The 14740-nt window shown below is 73.1% G+C and carries 15 protein-coding genes; 8 read left to right on the top strand and 7 right to left on the bottom strand.

The genetic code is table 11. The features are described from left to right. Positions 1–39: 39 nt before the first annotated feature. The 4 genes from ACFW2G_RS09910 to gap all read left to right on the top strand — a co-directional run bounded on the left by ACFW2G_RS09910 (position 40) and on the right by gap (position 4691). A complete protein-coding gene (locus ACFW2G_RS09910) occupies positions 40–615 on the top strand; it encodes a PadR family transcriptional regulator (protein ID WP_037917485.1) in 576 nt (191 codons plus the stop codon). Positions 616–728: 113 nt separating this feature from the next. Continuing rightward, on the top strand, positions 729–2453 hold the full coding sequence (locus ACFW2G_RS09915) for an acyl-CoA dehydrogenase family protein (RefSeq protein ID WP_384582196.1): 1725 nt from the start codon (positions 729–731) through the stop codon (positions 2451–2453). A gap of 146 nt (positions 2454–2599) precedes the next feature. After that, positions 2600–3556 carry a GlxA family transcriptional regulator gene (locus tag ACFW2G_RS09920; RefSeq protein ID WP_037917479.1) on the top strand — a complete coding sequence of 319 codons (957 nt, stop codon included), beginning with the start codon at positions 2600–2602 and terminating at the stop codon, positions 3554–3556. 136 nt (positions 3557–3692) lie between these two features. Beyond that, the gene (gene gap, locus ACFW2G_RS09925) at positions 3693–4691 is read left to right on the top strand and encodes a type I glyceraldehyde-3-phosphate dehydrogenase (protein ID WP_384582194.1); all 999 of its coding nucleotides are present in this window, start codon (positions 3693–3695) and stop codon (positions 4689–4691) included. A 67-nt stretch (positions 4692–4758) separates the two neighbouring features. On the opposite strand, the gene ACFW2G_RS09930 is transcribed toward gap, so the two are convergent. Together ACFW2G_RS09930 and ACFW2G_RS09935 are read right to left on the bottom strand one after the other, a co-directional pair. After that, positions 4759–6303, bottom strand: a complete 1545-nt coding sequence (locus ACFW2G_RS09930) for a glutamate synthase subunit beta (RefSeq protein WP_384446531.1) — start codon at positions 6301–6303, stop codon at positions 4759–4761. Between the two features lie 144 nt (positions 6304–6447). Next, a complete protein-coding gene (locus ACFW2G_RS09935; RefSeq protein ID WP_384582192.1) occupies positions 6448–7644 on the bottom strand; it encodes a serine hydrolase domain-containing protein in 1197 nt (398 codons plus the stop codon). Positions 7645–7874: 230 nt separating this feature from the next. Between ACFW2G_RS09935 and ACFW2G_RS09940 the strand changes: the two genes are divergently transcribed. Next, the gene (locus ACFW2G_RS09940; protein ID WP_384446535.1) at positions 7875–8375 is read left to right on the top strand and encodes a hemerythrin domain-containing protein; all 501 of its coding nucleotides are present in this window, start codon (positions 7875–7877) and stop codon (positions 8373–8375) included. A 122-nt stretch (positions 8376–8497) separates the two neighbouring features. Here the strand turns inward: ACFW2G_RS09940 and ACFW2G_RS09945 are convergent, their stop codons facing one another. Both ACFW2G_RS09945 and ACFW2G_RS09950 read right to left on the bottom strand, forming a co-directional pair. Further along, positions 8498–9706: an anhydro-N-acetylmuramic acid kinase gene (locus ACFW2G_RS09945; RefSeq protein WP_384582190.1), complete on the bottom strand. Its 1209-nt coding sequence runs from the start codon at positions 9704–9706 to the stop codon at positions 8498–8500. Further along, on the bottom strand, positions 9703–11034 hold the full coding sequence (locus tag ACFW2G_RS09950; protein ID WP_384446539.1) for an MFS transporter: 1332 nt from the start codon (positions 11032–11034) through the stop codon (positions 9703–9705). The genes ACFW2G_RS09945 and ACFW2G_RS09950 overlap by 4 nt, the downstream gene beginning before the upstream one ends. Before the next feature lie 353 nt (positions 11035–11387). On the opposite strand from ACFW2G_RS09950, the gene ACFW2G_RS09955 reads away from it, so the two are divergent. Continuing rightward, positions 11388–11816 carry a C40 family peptidase gene (locus ACFW2G_RS09955; protein ID WP_384446541.1) on the top strand — a complete coding sequence of 143 codons (429 nt, stop codon included), beginning with the start codon at positions 11388–11390 and terminating at the stop codon, positions 11814–11816. 164 nt (positions 11817–11980) lie between these two features. On the opposite strand, the gene ACFW2G_RS09960 is transcribed toward ACFW2G_RS09955, so the two are convergent. Next, the gene (locus ACFW2G_RS09960; protein WP_037917462.1) at positions 11981–12217 is read right to left on the bottom strand and encodes a hypothetical protein; all 237 of its coding nucleotides are present in this window, start codon (positions 12215–12217) and stop codon (positions 11981–11983) included. Between the two features lie 269 nt (positions 12218–12486). Here ACFW2G_RS09960 and ACFW2G_RS09965 point away from each other — a divergent pair, with 269 nt between their 5' ends. After that, positions 12487–12678 (top strand): antitoxin, encoded by a 192-nt coding sequence (locus tag ACFW2G_RS09965; protein WP_037917458.1) that lies wholly within the window; start codon positions 12487–12489, stop codon positions 12676–12678. A gap of 123 nt (positions 12679–12801) precedes the next feature. Here ACFW2G_RS09965 and ACFW2G_RS09970 read toward each other — a convergent pair whose 3' ends face one another. Next, positions 12802–13407: a 2'-5' RNA ligase family protein gene (locus ACFW2G_RS09970; RefSeq protein ID WP_384582188.1), complete on the bottom strand. Its 606-nt coding sequence runs from the start codon at positions 13405–13407 to the stop codon at positions 12802–12804. A 73-nt stretch (positions 13408–13480) separates the two neighbouring features. After that, positions 13481–14236: a crotonase/enoyl-CoA hydratase family protein gene (locus ACFW2G_RS09975; protein ID WP_384446593.1), complete on the bottom strand. Its 756-nt coding sequence runs from the start codon at positions 14234–14236 to the stop codon at positions 13481–13483. A gap of 268 nt (positions 14237–14504) precedes the next feature. On the opposite strand from ACFW2G_RS09975, the gene ACFW2G_RS09980 reads away from it, so the two are divergent. After that, a complete protein-coding gene (locus ACFW2G_RS09980) occupies positions 14505–14726 on the top strand; it encodes a hypothetical protein (protein ID WP_037917453.1) in 222 nt (73 codons plus the stop codon). Positions 14727–14740 lie beyond the last annotated feature (14 nt).

The following is a 14740-nucleotide window of genomic DNA, read 5'->3' on the forward strand; positions in this document are numbered from 1 at the left end:
CGCTTGTCTATGCAACAAATTGCATAGCAGGATCGAAGCATGGCGCTCGAACACGCGATCCTCGTCTCCCTGCTGGAGAAGCCGGGTTCCGGCTATGAGCTGGCCCGCAGGTTCGAACGGTCGATCGGTTACTTCTGGACCGCGACGCACCAGCAGATCTACCGCGTGCTCAAGCGCATGGAGAACGACGGGATGCTGGCCGTCCGCACGGTCCCGCAGCAAGGCCGTCCCGACAAGAAGGAGTATTCGGCCGCGGCCCCCGGCCGGACCGCGCTCGCGCGGTGGCTGCACGAGCCAATCGAACCGGAGAGCCTGCGGCACGATCTCGCCGTGAAGATCCGCGGAGCGGCCTTCGACGACCCGGCCGCCCTCATCCACGAGGTCGAACGGCACCAGCAGGCCCACCGGGACCGTCTCGCCCGCTACCTCGCCGGCGAACTGCGCGACTTCACCGGCCCCGACGCCCCCGCACCGCTCGACCCCGGTCAGGAACTCCAGCACGTCGTACTGCGCGGGGGGATCGCGCAGGAGCGGATGACGATCGCCTGGCTCGACGACGTCCTGAGCACCCTCCACCGGCTCAGCCGGCCGGCACCGCCGCCCGCGACCGCCTGAGCGTACGGCCGTCCCGGGCCCGCCGTACGGTCCGGCGCCCCCTCCGCTCCCCTCCTCCTCCCTCCGCGCACCCGCGCGGACTTCGACCCCGACCCCTCGGAAGGTGATCCGCCGTGTCCGACCCCCTGCTGTTCCACCCGCACACCTACGACCCCGCCCACTTCGACCCGGAGACGCGCAGGCTGCTGCGCGCCACCGTCGACTGGTTCGAGGCCCGTGGCAAGCAGCGGATCATCGAGGACTACCGCACGCGTGCCTGGCTGGCCGACTTCCTCGCGTTCTCCGCCAAGGAAGGTCTCTTCGAGACCTTCCTGACCCCCGCCTCCGCCGCCGGTGAGGCGAAGCCGGACAAGCGCTGGGACACCGCACGGATCGCGGCCCTGAACGAGATCTTCGGCTTCTACGGCCTCGACTACTGGTACGCCTGGCAGGTCACCATCCTCGGCCTCGGCCCGGTGTGGCAGAGCGGCAACGCCGCCGCCCGCGAGCGTGCGGCGCGACTGCTGTCGGAGGGCGAGGTGTTCGCCTTCGGCCTGTCCGAGAAGACCCACGGCGCCGACATCTACTCCACCGACATGCTGCTGGAGCCCGACGGCGCCGGCGGCTTCCGCGCCACCGGCTCCAAGTACTACATCGGCAACGGCAACGCCGCCGGGCTCGTCTCGGTCTTCGGCCGCCGCACCGACGTCGAGGGGCCCGACGGGTACGTCTTCTTCGCCGCCGACAGCCGCCACCCGGCGTACCGGCTCGTGAAGAACGTCGTCGACTCCTCCAAGTACGTCAGCGAGTTCCGCCTGGAGGACTACCCGGTGGCGGCCGAGGACGTCCTGCACACCGGGCGCGCCGCCTTCGACGCGGCGCTCAACACCGTCAACGTCGGCAAGTTCAATCTCTGCACCGCCTCGATCGGCATCTGCGAGCACGCGATGTACGAGGCCGTCACACACGCGCACAACCGGATTCTGTACGGCCGGCCCGTCACCGCCTTCCCGCACGTGCGCCGGGAGCTGGCCGACGCCTACGTCCGCCTCGTCGGGATGAAGCTGTTCAGCGACCGCGCCGTCGACTACTTCCGCTCCGCCGGCCCCGACGACCGCCGATACCTGCTCTTCAACCCGATGACCAAGATGAAGGTCACGACGGAGGGCGAGAAGGTCATCGACCTGATGTGGGACGTCATCGCCGCCAAGGGCTTCGAGAAGGACAACTACTTCGCCCAGGCGGCCGTCGAGATCCGCGGGCTGCCGAAGCTGGAGGGGACGGTCCATGTCAACCTCGCGCTGATCCTCAAGTTCATGCGCAACCACCTGCTGGAGCCTGCCGAGTACGCGCCCGTCCCCACGCGCCGGGACGCGGCCGACGACGACTTCCTGTTCCGGCAGGGCCCGGCCCGCGGTCTGGGCTCCGTACGCTTCCACGACTGGCGCCCGGCGTACGACGCCTACGCCGCCGTGCCGAACGTCGCCCGCTTCCGCGAACAGGCCGACGCGCTGGCCGAGTTCGCCGCCACCATCGCGCCCGACGAGGCCCAGGGCCGCGACCTCGACTTCCTCCTCGCGGTGGGGCAGCTGTTCGCCCTGGTCGTGCACGGACAGCTGATCCTGGAGCAGGCCCGCCTCACGAACCTGGACGAGTCCGTGCTGGACGAGCTGTTCTCGGTGCTCGTGCGGGACTTCTCCCAGCACGCCGTCGAACTGCACGGCAAGGACTCCAGCACGCCGGAGCAGCAGGCCTGGGCCCTCGCCGCCGTCCGCCGCCCGGTCGTCGACGAGGCCCGCGCGGCCCGCGTCTGGGCCCGCGTCGAGGCCCTCTCCGGCGCCTACGAGATGGCGCGGTAGCGGCACCCCGCCGTCCCGGCGGTCCGGACCCCGACACCGTACGGGCCGACCGGGACCTCGCCCGCCACCAGGGCGGCCCGCAGGCCGCGCGGGACCGGCCGTCCCGGCGGGACCCCCGCCGCCGCCCGCCGCGTAGGCTCGACCCCGTGCAAGCCTCTCGTCTCCACCGCGTCGCCGTCCTCGTCCTCGAAGGTGCGAAGCCGCTCGACGTCGGCATTCCGGCGCAGGTCTTCACGACCCGTGCGAGCATGCCGTACGAGGTGCGGGTGTGCGGTGCGGCGCCCGGGCTGGTGGCCGGCGGCGACGGCCTGTCCTACCACGTGACGCACGGGCTCGACGCGCTGGCGTGGGCCGACGTCGTCTTCGTCCCCGGCTACCGCTTCCCGGACCGTGAGGACCCACCCCGGCCGGTCCTCGACGCGCTGGTCGCCGCCCACGAGCGCGGGGCGCGGCTCGCCGCCATCTCGACGGGTGCGTTCGCGCTCGCCGCGACGGGCCTGCTCGACGGCAAGCGCGCCACGACGCACTGGCACTACGCCCGGGCCCTCGCGGCCAAGCACCCGCTGGTCCGGGTCGACGAGAACGTCCTGTTCGTCGACGAGGGCAGCGTCCTCACCTCGGCCGGCGCCGCCTCCGGCATCGACCTGTGCCTGCACATCCTGCGCGGCGACCTCGGGGTGGCGGCGTCCAACCACGCGGCACGCCGCCTGGTCGCCGCCCCTTACCGCAGCGGCGGCCAGGCCCAGTACGTTCCGCGCAGCGTGCCCGAGCCGCTCGGCGAGCGGTTCGCCGCCACGCGGGAGTGGGCGCTGATCCGGCTCGGGGAGCCCCTGACCCTGGAGTCGCTGGCCCGGCACGCCGGGGTGTCGCCCCGTACGTTCTCGCGGCGGTTCGCGGAGGACACCGGGTACACGCCGATGCAGTGGGTCATGCGCGCCCGCGTCGACGTGGCGCGTGAGCTGCTCGAACGCTCCCAGCGCGGCGTCGAGCAGATCGCCGATGACGTGGGCCTGGGCACGGGGGCGAACCTGCGGCTGCACTTCCAGCGGATCCTGGGCACCACCCCGACCGAGTACCGGCGCACCTTCACGAAGGGCGAATAGGCCGGTGGGAGGCGCGCAGGGGCCGTGAGGATCCCGCCACCCCCGTTGGCGAGATCCTTTTGAACAGTGGCGATCACGCCGCTGTCGTGGGTGGGCGCGGGCGGCGAACCTGATGGCGAACGAAAGGGACTCGCTCATGACTCGCATCGCCATCAACGGATTCGGCCGCATCGGACGCAACGTGCTGCGCGCGCTGCTCGAACGCGACAGCGACCTCGAGGTCGTCGCCGTCAACGACCTCACCGAGCCGAAGGCCCTCGCGCGGCTGCTGGCGTACGACAGCACCTCCGGCCGCCTCGGCCGCCCGGTGAGCGTCGACGGGAACACCCTGGTCGTCGACGGCCGCCGCATCACGGTGCTGGCCGAGCGCGAGCCGAAGCAGCTGCCGTGGGCCGAGCTGGGCATCGACATCGTGCTGGAGGCCACCGGCCGCTTCACCTCGGCCGACGCCGCCCGCGCCCACCTGGCGGCAGGAGCGAAGAAGGTCCTCGTCAGCGCGCCCTCGGACGGCGCCGACGTCACGCTGGCGTACGGCGTCAACACCGACGCCTACGACCCGGCCGTGCACACCATCGTCTCGAACGCGTCGTGCACCACCAACGCGCTGGCCCCGCTGGCCGCGGTCCTCGACAAGCTCGCGGGCATCGAGCACGGCTTCATGACGACGGTGCACGCCTACACGCAGGAGCAGAACCTGCAGGACGGTCCGCACCGCGACCCCCGCCGTGCCCGCGCCGCCGGCGTCAACATCGTCCCGACCTCGACGGGCGCCGCGAAGGCGATCGGCCTGGTACTGCCGCAGCTCGACGGAAAGCTGTCGGGCGACTCGATCCGCGTGCCGGTCCCGGTCGGCTCCATCGTGGAGCTCAACACGACCGTGTCCCGCGAGGTGACCCGCGAGGAGATCCTGGAGGCCTACCGCGCCGCCGCCGCGGGGCCCCTGGCCGGTGTCCTGGAGTACTCCGACGACCCGCTGGTGTCCTCCGACATCACGGGCAACCCCGCGTCGTCGATCTTCGACTCGGAGCTCACCCGGGTCGACGGCCGCCACGTCAAGGTCGTCGCCTGGTACGACAACGAGTGGGGCTTCTCGAACCGCGTGATCGACACCCTCACGCTCCTGGCCGCGGGCTGAGCAGCAGCCCCGCCGTCAGTGACCCGCGCTCCGGCCGGCCCCTCGGGCCGGCCGGAGCGTGCCGTTGTCAGCGGTCCCCGTAGCGCATCCGCCCCAGGGCGGTCATCGGCCGGTCGTGGGCCGCGACCGGGGCCGGCAGGCACGTGGAGCCCGTGAGGTAGCGGTCCACTGCCGCGGCCGCCGCCCGGCCCTCGGCGATGGCCCACACCACGAGCGACTGGCCGCGGCCCGCGTCGCCGGCGACGAACACCCCGGGTGCCCGCCCACCGCGGGCGGCGAAGCCGGCGTCCCGTGCGTAGTTGCCGCGCTCGTCGTACTGCAGACCCAGCTGCTCGCACAGGCCGCCCGCCCGCTCGGGGCCGGAGAAGCCGAGGGCAAGGAGGACCAGCCCGGCCGGAATGACCCGCTCCGTGCCCGCCAGCGGGCGGCGGCCCACCGGTTCGACGGCGGTCAGGTGGAGGGCGCGTACCCGGCCCGAGGCGTCCCCCTCGAAGCGCAGGGTGGCGCAGGCGAACAGCCGGGGGTCGCGGCCCTCGCGGCCACGGGCTTCGTCGTGGGCGTGGGAGATCCGGTACGTCCTCGGGTACACCGGCCAGGGCTCGTCGTCGGTGCGGCCCGGTCCGGGCTCCGGGTTGATGTCGAGCTGGACCACCGAGACCGCGCCCTGACGCAGAGCCGTGCCCATGCAGTCGGATCCGGTGTCGCCGCCTCCGACGATGACCACGTGCCGGCCCTCGGCGGTGATGGGCGACTCGGCCCAGTCGCCCTCCCGCACCCGGTTCGCACAGGTCAGGTACTCCATGGCCTGGTGGATGCCGTGCAGCTCACGGCCCGGGACCGGCAGTTCCCTGCGCTCCCCGGCCCCGGTGGCGACGACGAGGGCGTCGCACGCGCCACGCAGCGCGGCGGCATCGGTTTCGGCCGCCGCACCGGTGGCGGCCGCGGGGCCGCTCGTGCCTCCGACGTCGTGGCCCGTGACGAACACCGTCCCCTCGGCGCGCATCTGCTCGATGCGCCGGTCCAGGTGCGCCTTCTCCATCTTGAACTCGGGAATGCCGTAGCGCAGCAGGCCGCCGATCCGGTCGGCCCGCTCGTGGACCGTGACCGCGTGCCCGGCGCGGGTCAGCTGCTGGGCGGCGGCGAGTCCGGCCGGTCCGGAGCCTATGACGGCCACGGCCCTGCCGCTGTGCCGCTCCGGGGGACAGGGCCGCATCCAGCCTCGGCGCAGGCCTTCGTCCACGATGGCCTGCTCGACGTTCTTGATGGTCACCGGCTCCGCGTTGATCGTGAGGACGCAGGCATCCTCACAGGGGGCTGGGCAGAGCCTTCCGGTGGCCTCCGGGAAGTTGTTGGTCGCATGGAGCCGCTCGTACGCCGCGCGCCAGTCGGCGTGGGCGGCGTAGGCGTTCCACTCGGGTATGAGGTTGCCGAGGGGGCAGCCGGTGTGGCAGAAGGGGATCCCGCAGTCCATGCAGCGGTCGGCCTGCCGGGAGACGAGCGGGAGCAGGGCCTGCCCGGCGTGGACCTCCTGCCAGTCGCCGAGCCGTTCCTCGACGGGCCGGGCCGGGACGGGCTCGCGGGGGATCTTGAGGAAGCCGAAGGGATCGGTCACTCGCCGCCTCCCTGGATCGTTCGCGGCGGGGTGTGCGGGGTGCGCACGCCGGCCCCGGCGCGCGCTGTCAGTGGCGGTCCGACCAGGTTACGCCGCCCGTGTCGCGGGCGCCCGAGACCGCGCGGCCCCGGGCGCCGGTCGTGGTCAACCGCGGAGCAGAGCGCAGACGAAGTCCTCCTGGACCTCCCGGACCCGCTCCAGCAGCCTGGGGTTGTCGGTCAGGGACGTCTGGGTGGTGAGGGAGAAGGTCAGCGAGCGCCGGCCGTCGGCCGTGGCGGCCGCCAGCTGTGTGTAGCCGGGTGTGTTGCCGGTGTGGCCGTACACGGTGCCGCAGCGGGTGGCGTAGCGGTAGACGGCGAGGCCCGCCGAGGTGCGGCCGGGGCCGGGGGGCTGGGAGAGCGCGCCCTGGATGAACCGGAACTGCTGGCGGCGGGTGCGGTCGGAGACCAAGGCTCCGCCCGCGTAGCCGCGGATGAAGGCGGTCAGGTCCTGGGGGGTCGACACGATGCCTCCTGCGGCCCAGGCTCCCGAGGCACTCACCGCCTCGCTGACGTCGACGGGGCCGGCCTGCGGGTCGATCTGGTAGCCGTGCAGGTAGGGCTCGGGAAGCCGGTAGCCCTGCGGCAGGCTGGTGGCGGTGAGGCCGAGCGGCCGGTACACGAGCTCACGCAGCAGCGTCTCGTATCGGCGCCCGGTGGTGGCCTCGGCCATCAGGGCGACGGCGATGTTGTCTGAGTTGGAGTACTGGTAGCGGCTGCCCGGCCGGAACGCGAGGTCCTCGTCGGCGACGAAGTCCAGCAGGTGCCGGGAGTCGAAGTGGTGGCGGGGGTCCGCGGAGACGATGTCGAGGAACCCTGGGGAGGCCGAGTAGTCGGGCAGCCCACTGGTGTGGTTCAGGAGTTGACGTAGCGTCACTTTGCGCCACCGGTACGGCTGGGCGGGCAGCACCTCGCCGATCGTGGCGTCCAGGCTCAATCGGCCCCGGTCGACGAGGCTCAGGGCCACCGCACCGCTGAAGGCCTTGGCCACGCTGGCGATCCGCATGTGGTCGGTGGCGCCCGGCGGCCTGCCGCTGTCCACGTCGGCGACGCCTGCGCGGTAGACCTCCGTACGGTCCCCGTCGCGCAGGACGGCGATGATTCCGGGGGGCCCGTCGGGGCGCTCGACGAGTTCCCGGAGCTCCTGGCGGAGGAACGCTGCGCGGTCCGGCGGCGGGTTGCGGTCCGCCGCCTGCGCGGGCAGTACGGAGGCGCCGAGCAGGGCGCCGCACACGGCGGTGGCGGCGGCCAGGCGCAGCAGCCGGCGGATCCGGCGGGATTGGCCGTATGGGCGTGGGGACACGGCGGAACCTCCAGGAGACGACACGGAGCGCGGCGGCCCACGATGGCAGGGGGCGCCGCGGTGCCGGTGCCGACACGGCCGGGAGCGGGCGGCCCGTGGCCCGTACGGCCGTGGCGGGCGTCCTCGGAGCGCGCCCAGGATCGCGTCCGCACCCGCCGGACGGCAGGTTTCAGGCCTCGGCGAGCGAGCAGGCGCCAGGTGACGGAACCCCGATCGAGGAGGCGTGCCGCATGGCGGACGAGGGCAAGGACCAGGACGTGGTCGCGGTGATTCTCAAGGACCACCGGACGATGGAGGAGCTGCTGCGCCGGATGCGCAGCGTCGAGGCCGACCGAGCGGCCGCCCGGGCGCAGTTCTCGGCACTGCTCGTCGCGCACGGCGAGGCCGAGGAGGCCAGGGTCTACGGCGCGCTCAAGCGCTTCAGGGACATCGACGACGACGAGGTGGAGCATGGTGAGGAGGAGCACGCCGAGGGCAACGAGGCGCTCCTGAGGCTCCTGGAGGTCGACGACGTCGGCTCCGGGCAGTGGGACGAGCGCCTGGAGGAGCTGGTCAAGGCGGTCACCCACCACCTGGACGAGGAGGAGCGCACCATCCTCAACGGTGCCCGGGAGAACGTCCCCGACGAGCGCAGGGCCCAACTGGGGGCCGCCTTCCTGGAGGAGCGGGAGAAGCAGCTCGCGTCGGACTGCGGCAGCATCGGCAACGTGCGCAGGATCGTGGGCGGGTAGGATCGGGGACCCGCCGCGCAGGCGGGACGGCCGGCGGAGGAAGGCTCGGGAGGTCCCCCGGAGCCCGCGCGGGGCCGGAGGGTCGTCCACCCGGATGATCCGGCCCGCGCGGCCGAAGGTACCTACGGGCTGGCGCATGTCCGCACGTCGGCGGCGTCCGCCCGCACGGCGAGGGAGCGCGGGGCGACCGGCAGCGGCCCGGGCAACCGGAGCGGGCGGCAGCCCGGGGTGATCGATCCCAGGACGCGGGGGCCGACGGCGCCGGTGCAGCCGGGAGCGTTGCCCGGAAGGCCGTGCAGGGTGAGGTACCCGAGCACCGCGAAGGCGTACGCCTCCTTCGCCGCGGCGGGCAGCCCGAGCTCGTCGGAGGTGCGCAGCGGCGTACCGGCCAGCTCGGCCCGGAGCATCGCCGTGAGGACCGGATTGCGCACCCCGCCTCCGGAGGCGAAGACCTCGGTGGCGCCCAGCGGCCGCAGCGCGTCGGCCACGGTCCGGGCGGTGAGGCGCGTGAGCGTGGCGACGAGGTCCTGGGGCGGGAGTTGCGCGAATTCCGCCAGGTGTGAGCGGAGATATCCTTCGTGGAAGAGTTCCTTGCCGGTCGTCCTCGGTGCGGGCAGCCGGTAGTACGGCTCTTCGAGCATCCGCCGCAGCAAGCCTTCGTGCACCCGCCCGGCGGCCGCGAGCGCGCCGTCCTCGTCGTACGCGAGCCGGCCGGCGCTGAGCTCGCGTACCGCGGCGTCGATCAGGGCGTTACCCGGGCCGGTGTCGAAGGCCACGGGGTCCGCGCGCCGGGGCACGACGGTGACGTTGGCGATTCCCCCGATGTTGAGGGCGGCCGGTACTCCTGGACGGCCGCGCAGCAGCATCAGGTCGACGAGGCCGACCAGTGGTGCGCCCTGCCCGCCCGCCGCGACGTCGCGCGGCCTGAAGCCGGAGACGACCGTGCGACCGGTGGCCTCGGCGATCCAGGCGGGTTCGCCGAGCTGCAGGGTGCCGTGGACCTGTCCGCCCGCCGCCCAGTGGTACACGGTCTGTCCGTGCGAGGCGACCAACTCGGCTCGGCCACGGCACAGTTCGCGGACGGCGCGGACGGCGATCCGTCCGAAGGCCTGCCCAATGCGGGTGTCCAGGCGGCAGACGTCGGCGAGTGTGGTGCGGGCGGGCGGCAGGGCCTCGGCAAGCTCGGCCCGCAAGGGCTCCGGATACGGCTCGCTGACCATGCCCAGCGGGATCAGGTGCAGTGCGCCGTCCGCGGGCCCCTGGACGAGATCGCAGGCGGCGGCGTCCACGGCGTCGCAGGAGGTCCCGGACATGAGGCCGATCACTCTCATCTCAGCGGCTCCCGGTGGTCGTTGCCGCGCAGGCTCAGCAGCGCCGGCACGCTGAGGGCACAGGCCGCGGCGGCGTAGTGGGCGGGTACGGCGGTGTCTCCGGTGCGGGCGGTGAGCGCGGTGACGATGAGCCCGGCACAGCCGGAGAAGACGGCGTTGGCCAGGGCATAGGAGAGGCCGAGTCCGGTGCAGCGGACGCGTCTTGGGAACATCTCGGCGAGCATGGCCGGCCCCGGTCCGGCGAGCAGGCCGACCAGTGCGCCCGCCGTGAGCACGGCCGCGACCCGGGCCGGTGCGGGCGCACCCGGCGCTTGGAGCACATGCAGGAGGGGGATGGCGAGCACGGCGACACCGGCCGCACCACCGAGCATGACGGGGCGCCGCCCGATGCGGTCGCTGAGCAGTCCTGCGGGCAGGATCGCCGCGGCGAAGCCGAGGTTGACGAGGGTGGTGGCCAGCAGCGCGTCCCGGAGGGATGCTCCCCGTGCGGACTGGAGGTGGGACGGCAGCACGACCAGGAAGGCGTACCCGGCCGCCGACCAGCCCATGATCCGCCCGATGCCGAGGACGACGGCGCGGGCCTGCTCCCGCAGGCCGGCCGTCGCGGCGCGGCACGTCGCGACGGGCTCGACCGGGGGCTTGGCCGGCGCCTCCTCCAGCGCCGTACGCAGCCACAGCGCGACCGCCCCGAGGGGCAGGGCCAGCAGGAACGGGATCCGCCATCCCCACGCGTTGAGGGCCTCGGCGGGCAGGACCGCGGCCAGGGCGGCCGCGGTGGCGGCGGCGGTCAGCAGGCCGAGGGCGACGGTGAAGGACTGCCACGCACCGTAGAGGCCTCGGCGTCCGGGCGGCGCATGCTCTGCCATCAGGGACACCGCGCCGCCGAACTCGCCGCCCGCGGAGAGTCCTTGGAGCACGCGCAGCAGCGTGAGCAGCCAGGGGGCTGCGACGCCGATGTCGGCGCGCGTGGGCAGGAGTCCGATCAGCGTGGTCGCCAGCGTCATCAGGCCGATGACCAGGACGAGGACGGGACGGCGCCCGAACCGGTCGCCGATGCGCCCGAACACGAGGGCGCCGACGGGCCGGAAGAAGAAGGCCAGGGCGAACGAGGCGTACGTGGCGACCAGTGCTTCGGCACCGCCCTGGGGTCCCGCTCCCGGGGCCGTTCCCGCCTGCGGGGTGAAGAAGTTGGCGGCGATGACGGTGGCGAAGCAGCCGTAGACACCGAACTCGTACCACTCGACCAGGTTGCCGGCCGAACCGGCGAGCAGGGCCCGGCGGGCCGCGGCGCGCGAGGCCGGCACCGGGAGCAGGTCGGTCGTGGTCACCTGTGCTGCGTGCCCGTTCCGCGGCGCGCCGATACCTGTCGGTGCGCCGATTCAGCACATCGGCGGTGGCACCGCCGCCGAGCCGTGGCCGGTGCGTACATCATCCCTACTTATCATCTCGAATCGAACGCAAAATCGGGACAAATCACTCCGTGTCCGATGCGGCTACGACGGGACGTCCGGGAAAACTGGTCCGCCGTCAGAGCCAAGACGACTGCCACCGAGAACAGGACCAGGCCGCTGAACTGAACTGTCGCCTGCCAACCGATTGCGGAGGTGTCACGATGTCCTGCTCCAGGACCGACTTCCGAAAGGCCCTCAAGGGCACTTGTCCGACGTGCTGTTGCCCGAGAGTGCGAGCCGTCTTCCTCATACTGCTCCTCGCGGCCGGCGCACTGACCGGCCCCACGGATCCGGCTCACGCGGCACCGTCGTACGGCGAGAAGGCCGTCGCGGTGGCCGCCTCCAAACAGGGCGCGCCGTACGCATACGGCGCCACCGGCCCGAAACGCTTCGACTGCTCAGGACTGACCCTCTACGCCTTCCAGAAGGCCGGCAAGCGCCTCCCGCGCACGGCCGAGCAGCAGTACAAGCACACGCGACACATCCCCAAGGCCGCTCGCACGGCCGGTGACCTGGTCTTCTTCCCCCGGGGAGCGACCATGGCACACGTCGGTATCTACGCCGGCGACAACAGGATCTGGCACGCTCCCCGTCCCGGCACGAGAGTGCGTCTGGAGCGCATCTGGAGCGAAGCGGTCCGCTACGGACGCGCCACCTGATCGGCAACCATCCCCGTCCGCGTCCGCGCTCACCGCCGGACCGTCAGTGGCATCCGCACGCGCGCGTGCCGGTCGGCCGTACCCGGGTCACCGGTCCCTTCTCGGTGGTACGTGTGACCCGGAAGCGGGCGACGGCACCGCGCGGCCGCCCGGCACGGCCCTCCCTAGTGCAGCCGCCAGGTGAGTTTCCCGCCGCCGACCCAGCGGACGGCGTCCGGATCGTCGAGGTCGTGGATGGTGATTCCCGCCTCCGCGGCAGCCAGGATCACATCGGTCATGGACGTCGCCATGCGGACCACCTCACCGTCGATCTCGACGATCCGGAAGGGTGGGTCGCCGGGCTGGACCCCCAGGACGGTGACCCGCGGCGAGGACATGTACGGGCTCATGCTCTCTGTCATGCGGAGATCGTTCCATGCCGAGCCCCGTGTCCCGCCGATTGGCAGCGCGTCGGTCGTCCGCAATGACACTCCCGCGGGGTGCGCGCACCGTCGCCGTGCTGCCGGAGTCCCGGGACGGGATCGTCCCTGCCGTACGTCGGGGTTCGCCCCGCGCCGGCCTCTGACCGCGTCGATGTGACCGGCGTCCCCGCAGGTCCGAGGCTCGCGGATGCGCCCTGGGCGATCATCGGGAACCCTTGCCGTGGGGGACGGACGCAAAGGAGACCGTCGTGTCGATGATGGACAAGCTCAAGCAGATGCTGCGCGGCCACGAGAGCCAGGCCGAACAGGGCATCGACAAGGCCGGCGACTACGTCGACGGCAGGACCCAGGGCAAGTACAGCAGCCAGATCGACACCGCCCAGGACAAGCTGAAGGAGCAGGTCCGCCGCGACCAGGGGAACCCGCCGCCCACCGCCTGACTCCCCCGTGCGCGCCGCCGGCCGGTGCCGTGCCGGCCGATCCGCCGCCGGGGCGGACCGGCCCCCCGCGTTCCCCGGGCGTTCCCGGCCCGGCGGCGGGGCTCGCGCCCGGCGGAAACGGGATCACGGCTCCGACCAGGCGGCGGTTCCCGTGCCCAGGCCGATCACGGCACGCGGCCGCATCGGCCCGTCACCCCGACGGGACAGCAGTACGACCTCGTCGACCCGTGCCGCCGTGCTGCCCAGCCGGGCCGCGCAGGCCGCGGCCAGTCCCCGCGGGTCGTGCGTGCGGCCGAGCGAAAGGTGCGGGGTGAACTCCGGGTACCGGCCGCGACAGACGGGGAAGGGCTCCGCCAGGCTCTCGTGGAGGGCCGTCCACGGGGCGAGGCCGCCCGCGGCGGGGTCCAGCCACACGGTGGCGCGGACGCCGTGGCGGAAGGCGCGCACCCCGCTGAGCCTGATGGCGAAGGGCTCGCTGCCGCCCGCCGCCGCGGCCAGCAGCGGGAGGGCACGGTCGAAGTGGACCTCCGGGACGAAGCCGAAGATCAGGTTCACGTGCGGGGGCCAGCGGCGGATCTGGGGATCGTGTTCGGCACGTATGCCCTGGATCTCAGGCCACAGTCCGTCCGGCGGAAGCCACACGACGGCGGTCCGGGGCGTGGGGGCCACGGCGAGGAATCCGAGTGCGGCTCCGGGTCCGCCACCGGCTGTGGCCGAGGACGCGTTCACAGGGCCATGATGCCTCCGAACACCCCCGCAGCGCCCCGGCCCTCGCCCCCGCCGACCGGCCAGCCCCGCTGCCTCAGCCGGTGAAGCGGCCGTGGCGGCCCGCTCCGGCCACGAACCGGTCGGCACCCGCCCGGGTCTCTCCGGCCGTGAGCGGAACGAGCCCGTGCCGGTACTCCGCGGCCAGCCCCTCACGCTCTCCCAGACCGTGCTGTTCCCGGACGGAGAGCCGGTCGTGCCGCAGGCACAGCTGCGGGAATCCGGCCGTCTCGTGCGCCAGGCGTTCCGCCGCACGGCGGGCTTCGCCGGGCGGCACGAGGCGGTTGACCAGACCGATCGCATGCGCTTCGACGGCGGCGACGGGACGGCCGGTGAGGATCAGGTCCAGGGCGCGGCTCTCGCCGATGAGGCGGGGCAGCCGTACCGTGCCGCCGTCGATCAGGGGCACGCCCCAGCGGCGGCAGAACACGCCGAGGACCGCATCCTCCTCGGCCACCCGCAGATCGCACCACAGGGCCAGTTCGAGGCCGCCCGCCACCGCGTGACCGCTGATCGCGGCGATGACCGGCTTGGTCAGCTCCATCCGCGTCGGCCCCATGGGTCCGTCCCCCTCGGCCGACACCCGGTTGCCACGCCCGGTCCCGACGGCCTTCAGGTCCGCGCCGGCGCAGAACGTACCACCCTCGCCCCACAGGACGGCGACGGACGCGTCATCGTCCGCTTCGAACGCGCGGAAGGCCTCGGCGAGCAGGGTCGCCGTCGGCCCGTCGACCGCGTTGCGGACCTCTGGGCGGGCGAGGATCACCGTGGTGACGGGTCCGTCCCGTTCGATCCGTACGGAGGCCGGTTCCGCCGGCGGGGTCGCAGAGGTCGTACCGGGCGGTTCGGAGGTCGTGGGCACGTCGGATCTCCTTGGGACGGGCGGGCCTGTCGGATGCGCGGAAGGTACGGACGACACTCTGGAGCAATCACGGCACGAGCACGAGGGGGCCCGACCCACGGGACCGACACCCACCCGGGGCACACATGTTCGGATCGGGGCGAACCGGGTATACGCCCTGTCCGGACCCGATGAAGCGACCCAGGCGGTGAGACCCGTGATGTCCCAGTGCAAGATCCCCGACTACCGCACCGGCCACCGCGGCCGCCACTGGACCCATGCGCTGCGCAGTGCCCAGCGGGCCGGGGCCGTGATCGTCACCGACGACTCCCGCGAACCGGTGACCTACGCCCACGACGGCACCGGACCCGGTCGCTTCCGGCCGTGGATCACGGCCGCCGGAGACCGCTACGACAGCCACGACGTCCACCCGGAGTGGTAGCCCCGGGGCGGGAG

Source organism: Streptomyces sp. NPDC058880 (assembly GCF_042742535.1).
Lineage (GTDB): Bacteria > Actinomycetota > Actinomycetes > Streptomycetales > Streptomycetaceae > Streptomyces.

Excerpts from the sequence above, each read along its gene's own strand:
- ACFW2G_RS09910 (WP_037917485.1), top strand. The coding sequence starts at position 40 with ATGGCGCTCGAACACGCGATCCTCGTCTCCCTGCTGGAGAAGCCGGGT.
- gap (WP_384582194.1), top strand. The coding sequence starts at position 3,693 with ATGACTCGCATCGCCATCAACGGATTCGGCCGCATCGGACGCAACGTG.
- ACFW2G_RS09940 (WP_384446535.1), top strand. The coding sequence starts at position 7,875 with ATGGCGGACGAGGGCAAGGACCAGGACGTGGTCGCGGTGATTCTCAAG.
- ACFW2G_RS09945 (WP_384582190.1), bottom strand. The coding sequence starts at position 9,706 with ATGAGAGTGATCGGCCTCATGTCCGGGACCTCCTGCGACGCCGTGGAC.
- ACFW2G_RS09960 (WP_037917462.1), bottom strand. The coding sequence starts at position 12,217 with ATGACAGAGAGCATGAGCCCGTACATGTCCTCGCCGCGGGTCACCGTC.
- ACFW2G_RS09980 (WP_037917453.1), top strand. The coding sequence starts at position 14,505 with ATGTCCCAGTGCAAGATCCCCGACTACCGCACCGGCCACCGCGGCCGC.